This window comes from Vibrio sp. 10N.222.47.A9 (genome assembly GCF_963872585.1).
In the GTDB taxonomy this organism is placed as follows: domain Bacteria; phylum Pseudomonadota; class Gammaproteobacteria; order Enterobacterales; family Vibrionaceae; genus Vibrio; species Vibrio splendidus.
On record NZ_CAWNBB010000114.1, the window covers coordinates 1 to 4,697 of the forward strand.

General features: G+C 42.1%; 3 protein-coding genes and 1 pseudogene. All 4 read right to left on the reverse strand.

Features of this window, described 5'->3' with window-relative positions:
• Nucleotides 1-19 precede the first annotated feature (19 nt).
• Nucleotides 20-724 (reverse strand): annotated as a pseudogene (locus AACT19_RS25485) (hypothetical protein); the annotation flags it as partial.
• A 3-nt stretch (nt 725-727) separates the two neighbouring features.
• Nucleotides 728-3,118, reverse strand: a complete 2,391-nt coding sequence (locus AACT19_RS25490) for a fimbria/pilus outer membrane usher protein (RefSeq protein ID WP_076649436.1) — start codon at nt 3,116-3,118, stop codon at nt 728-730.
• A gap of 10 nt (nt 3,119-3,128) precedes the next feature.
• Nucleotides 3,129-3,809, reverse strand: a complete 681-nt coding sequence (locus AACT19_RS25495; protein WP_010436219.1) for a fimbrial biogenesis chaperone — start codon at nt 3,807-3,809, stop codon at nt 3,129-3,131.
• Between the two features lie 89 nt (nt 3,810-3,898).
• Nucleotides 3,899-4,483: a hypothetical protein gene (locus AACT19_RS25500; protein WP_010436221.1), complete on the reverse strand. Its 585-nt coding sequence runs from the start codon at nt 4,481-4,483 to the stop codon at nt 3,899-3,901.
• Nucleotides 4,484-4,697 lie beyond the last annotated feature (214 nt).

Below are 4,697 nucleotides of genomic sequence, written 5' to 3' on the forward strand. Positions count from 1 at the left end.
ATTATGAGGGGATTCGCAAGACCAAGGCGTTATTAAATCGCAACGTATATGGGATCGAGATATTGGGTTCCGACTTCTGCTTTAATTCACCATATTTCTGCTTTACGACTAACCTTACATTCGAGTTTGAAAGAAGATCAAAATCGGAGCGATAGGTGCGGTTAGATTCAAGATCACCAAGCTGGAAGCGATAACCTGAGCTACCTGAGCGTTGAAGGTTTGGTGCATTAGGAACGGAGTTGAAAGCTACAAACGCAGGGACGTTGAGTTTCACTTTGGCATTTTTTGTCTCTCGTTTTCTATTTAGGGAAATAGAGGCTTCAAGAAGTCCGGTGTAGTTACCTGACGCAGCTACTTTAGCCTCTGGAACTTTTATCCAAAACTTCGTCCTTTGGCTATTATCCAGAGGTAGTTGAAAGCCCTTGCTAGGAAAGTGACTCAATTGACGAAAGTTTTTGTCCAGAATTGTCAGGGGCAAATTCGTTCCGATTGAACTTAAGTAGCTAGATTGTTTATTGTTGATCGATACTAGGGCCATCGGGAATCGACAGCTCTGAATATCACGTGACAACTCTAGATAAGCAGGAATATAAGCGCCCAAATCTCGCTTAAATTCAATATTGCTTCTGTCGACGTTTAGTGTCCATTTGCCATTGCATTCGGCCCAAAGTGGTTGAGATAACATGGCTAAACCGAACACTGAGAGCTTAAGTAAGTGTTTCATGGTTTATCCCTCTTTAATGAGTAAAGTTGGTAAGTAAATCAGGTTGTCATTGATTTCTGGGACGTTTAATTTTGTTGGGATAAAACCATCTATGACGATGGTGTAGTTACCCGGCGCAACGCCTTCCACAACGAACCTGCCTGATCGATTAGTAAAAAATTCATACGTTTTCTGTTGTCCAACCAACTGACCTTGGATGAGTTTTAATGGTTTGTTTTGCCCGATCTCAATCTTACCTATGATGGTTTTCGATGCTGCAGAACCGATTTTTATTAGATGGCCCGTTTGTGTTCCTGGCGTAATGTTGTACTCGTGGTCGCCAAAGTTATACCCTATAGGTGCATCTGGCGCATCAATGTAGACAGTGGACAGTTGGTGGCCTCCAGACAACTGAACGGCATTACTGATAGTATAGGTAGATATCGATTCTGCAGGATCGTCTGCAACCGCATTTATTTCTACATCAGCATCTAACGAGTCATGGACGGCAATAATTGCCACTGGTCCATTGAGAGGTCGTGACCAAGCTAAGTTACCGTCAGCCAACGTAAGCGCTGTACTTGCTCGTAAAGAAGCGGTTTGGTAACTTGCTGAGTTATCAAATGCTAGGTGAGAGACCTTAGCATCTGTGATAAAACGGTTTGCCACATAATTACCTTCGACTGAGTAAGCTTGAGAATCAGTATCGCCTTCTGCTGTCACCGCATAGCCGTAACTGCCCGTATAGTCCTCTGAAGGGCGTTGAAATTGAGCTCGATAGGTATCTGGTTCATTGGAGTAGGATATATTTGCATTGTATTCTCCATTGTCAGAGTTCCAATCCCAATCTGCAGAAAAAGTAAACCGAGTTTCGTCAATGTTTTCATTTGGGTTCTCTTCTTTTTCTACACCTGCAGAAAGTGCTAGATTGTAAAATTGCCAAGCAATTTCCGTAGAAGCCTGCCATTGCACCTCTGACTCTTCAAAGTCACGATAGTCACCACTCAGGATTAAACTAAGGTTATCCGTAATACTGAAAACGTAGTTTGAAAAGACGCGGAGCCCAGTATTTGCATCCGTAATCTGCCAAGGCAATGCAAAATAATTATCTTGATACTCACTTCCAAGACGAAAGTTTGGGGAGCCGTAACTGTCTGTTCCCCATAATTGGTGGGAGTAATCTAAGCTGTAGATACTACCTGTATCATTACTGGGCTTGTTGTTTTGTGCAGAGGCTCGAACCCCCAAGTTCCCCCAATCAGAACCAATTGTTGCAATTATGCCGACTTGTTGCCCTTCGGGGTGATACAGAGCGTTTCCGCCAATTGTTAAGGTATCGCTGACACCATAGTCGTAATAGCCAGAAGTTACCCATTGCTCGTCGTCATACTTAAAGTTGTTATCTTCAATCGTCGACGTTAAACCAGAGTAGAAGCCAAAATCAGAAATGCCTTCACGTAACAAACGTGAGTTAAAGAACTGGCTATAAACGATGGTATCGGTCCTACCTGATTGATAACTTATATCCAATCGAACGTCATTGGTACCAGAAACGAGAGGCAAGTCGTCAAGTGTATATCGCCCCGGGGGTAAGCGAATTTCAGTGAGAAAAACGTCGTTAATATAGACTTCGACATCAGCGCTCTCATTCAATACCAGTGGTTGAGTTCCTCCATTTTGGATATTTCGGGTAGGTTGTAAGTCTTGATACAAACGTTCAAAAGCAATGCCTCCGAGAGGTGTACTAGGAAGGTGTCCAGCACTTGCTTGGGTTACATCACCAAAGGTTAGTCGAAAAGGGGTATTAGGTTCATCAAAGAAAAGACGAGCTTCGCCACGATACACATCAGAGTTGATATCGTTACCACCGCTAACAAAACCGGAAATGTCAAGATTGGCGCCTCGAACGCCACCAATATTGGCTTTTAATAACCACTCACCAAGCCAAGTTTGCGTGTCCTCTGTATTAGAGTCGCTGAATAAGGAGTAGTCCGTACTAGCATTCAGTGTATTCTGTATTGTCCAAAAAGTGCTTTCTGAATATTTAGCCGGTTCATACTTGCTACCAAACGACAGCAAGAACTCAGCTGCAGCCTTTTCATCAATGACTAAATTAATATTTTGATCGGAAGAGTTGAAGGTTGCACTGATGCCCATATGGTTCAGTTGTTTGATCGTAATGTATTCTTCGGATAAATTTCGTAACGCTGTCAGTGTCTCAGGGTTGATCAGCTTTTGAGTTGACTGAGCAAGCTGTTCCACGTTAATAGAGCCAACAGTCATACCATCAGAATACGCATTCACTTCACCTATAGTGTTCTCACCCCAAGTTAGGGGAAATGGGAATAACCAACTTTGCGCAAACACGGTTTGTATGGCTGTGACTAATGTGAGGCATAAAATGAGATTCTTCACGAGAGTCTCGTTAATCGATTGTTTTAACAGAAACTTTCTTTGGCTGCCCTAATTCACTTGGTAAAGTGTACTTGACGGTCGTTCCTGGCATTAAATAAGCGCTTGTCTTTTTACTTAATACTTCCCAATCAACTGTTTTGTTTGCTTTGCCACCAGAGAAGCTAAACTCCATACCATTCATATTCAGTACTCGTTTGCCATCGTTGCGGATAGCGACCTGGCTGTTTTGAACTGTCGTGGTTGGAATCGATTTACTGGATGTGGGAGAGACAAAAACCAAAGTTGCAAACTCTAGCAACATGGAAATAGAACTGTCCTCATCTTCCTCTATTTGATTTTCTAGTTCAATTTGTGAAAAGACGATACGGTAAGTGACAGTTTGTTTTATTGGCCCTGTTGGCATGTAACGTACGCGGAAAGTCTGAGACTTTAGTCCGTCAATTTTAGCTTGAGGTGGGAGGACGAGAAACTCATCTTCCGTTGGTGTTAAAATTTCTTCGCCAGTAGAAAAATCAGTTTGGTAGACATTTACTTCTAGAAGGATTGGTTCTTCTTCCACATTAGTCACTTTGTACAAGCCTTGTGCATTTCGACCAACATCATCGAGTTCTAGATAGATTGGACTGACTTCGTACGCGAAAAGGGCTGAGCTGAAAAATAAAGAAAATAGAAGAGTTATAATCCTAGTCATTGATATTTCTCCATAAAATAAACTTGGCTCGATAACCGAGCCAAGTTTTATTTGTCTAAAAGACATCATCCTTAAAGTGTCATCGGCTTTTAGCTTGCTGGACCTGCCGCAGCAAGACTCACTTTAATTTTACCTTTGTATTTACCTGCTCGTGCAAAGCCTGAATCTTCAGGTTGAACATAAATTGGATGTTTGTTGATGCTGTTCACCAAGTGTTCGCCCAATGATGGTATTGGCGACGCCGTCATTTCCAAGCCGTGGTCGCTTGCGGTATCCGCGACCGATTCTGAACCAATTTTCACTTGGTAGTCAATTTTCTCACTCATATTGTGCTTGGTTACACCGTTTAGCTGGTAAGCCGTTACTGAAAATTCCAAATCAGTACCGTAATTACACCATGCACGTAAGTTACCCACTAATACTTCTTTATTGTTGAATCCATTTGACCATGAATCCTCGTGTACTTTGTTCGCTTTGCGTAGAACGTTATTCTTCACGTCTTTTTTGCCTATTCGTAATAGACAGCGTTTCGGAACTCGCCCTTCGATTCGAATCGTTTTTTGGTCCGTTTTACTCAGTGTCGTAAAGTCCACCGCATTGTTAAATTGAACCGCAGAAGCGCCAAAAGAAAGTGAAGCGGCTGCTACAGCAGTAGCAAGAAGTAACTTTTTCATAACTCAATCCCTCGTTGATTTAAGATGCATACCCGTGCATCACCTTTAAAGGTTGCGAGGGAACAAAGTGCCAAACCTCATCACATAGAGTGAAAAATATCGCTTACATAGGGTGAGTTTAGAATGAGTTTTCATATTTCTTGTGATTTAATTATTTTGACACCTAGTTAAAACGTTTTACCTGAGCAAGAAGTGGCTTTGTTGCGTAATTAAA

What these genes read in the sequence shown, in the direction of transcription:
- AACT19_RS25495 (WP_010436219.1), bottom strand. Translation starts at nt 3,809, where the DNA reads ATGACTAGGATTATAACTCTTCTATTTTCTTTATTTTTCAGCTCAGCC.
- AACT19_RS25500 (WP_010436221.1), bottom strand. Translation starts at nt 4,483, where the DNA reads ATGAAAAAGTTACTTCTTGCTACTGCTGTAGCAGCCGCTTCACTTTCT.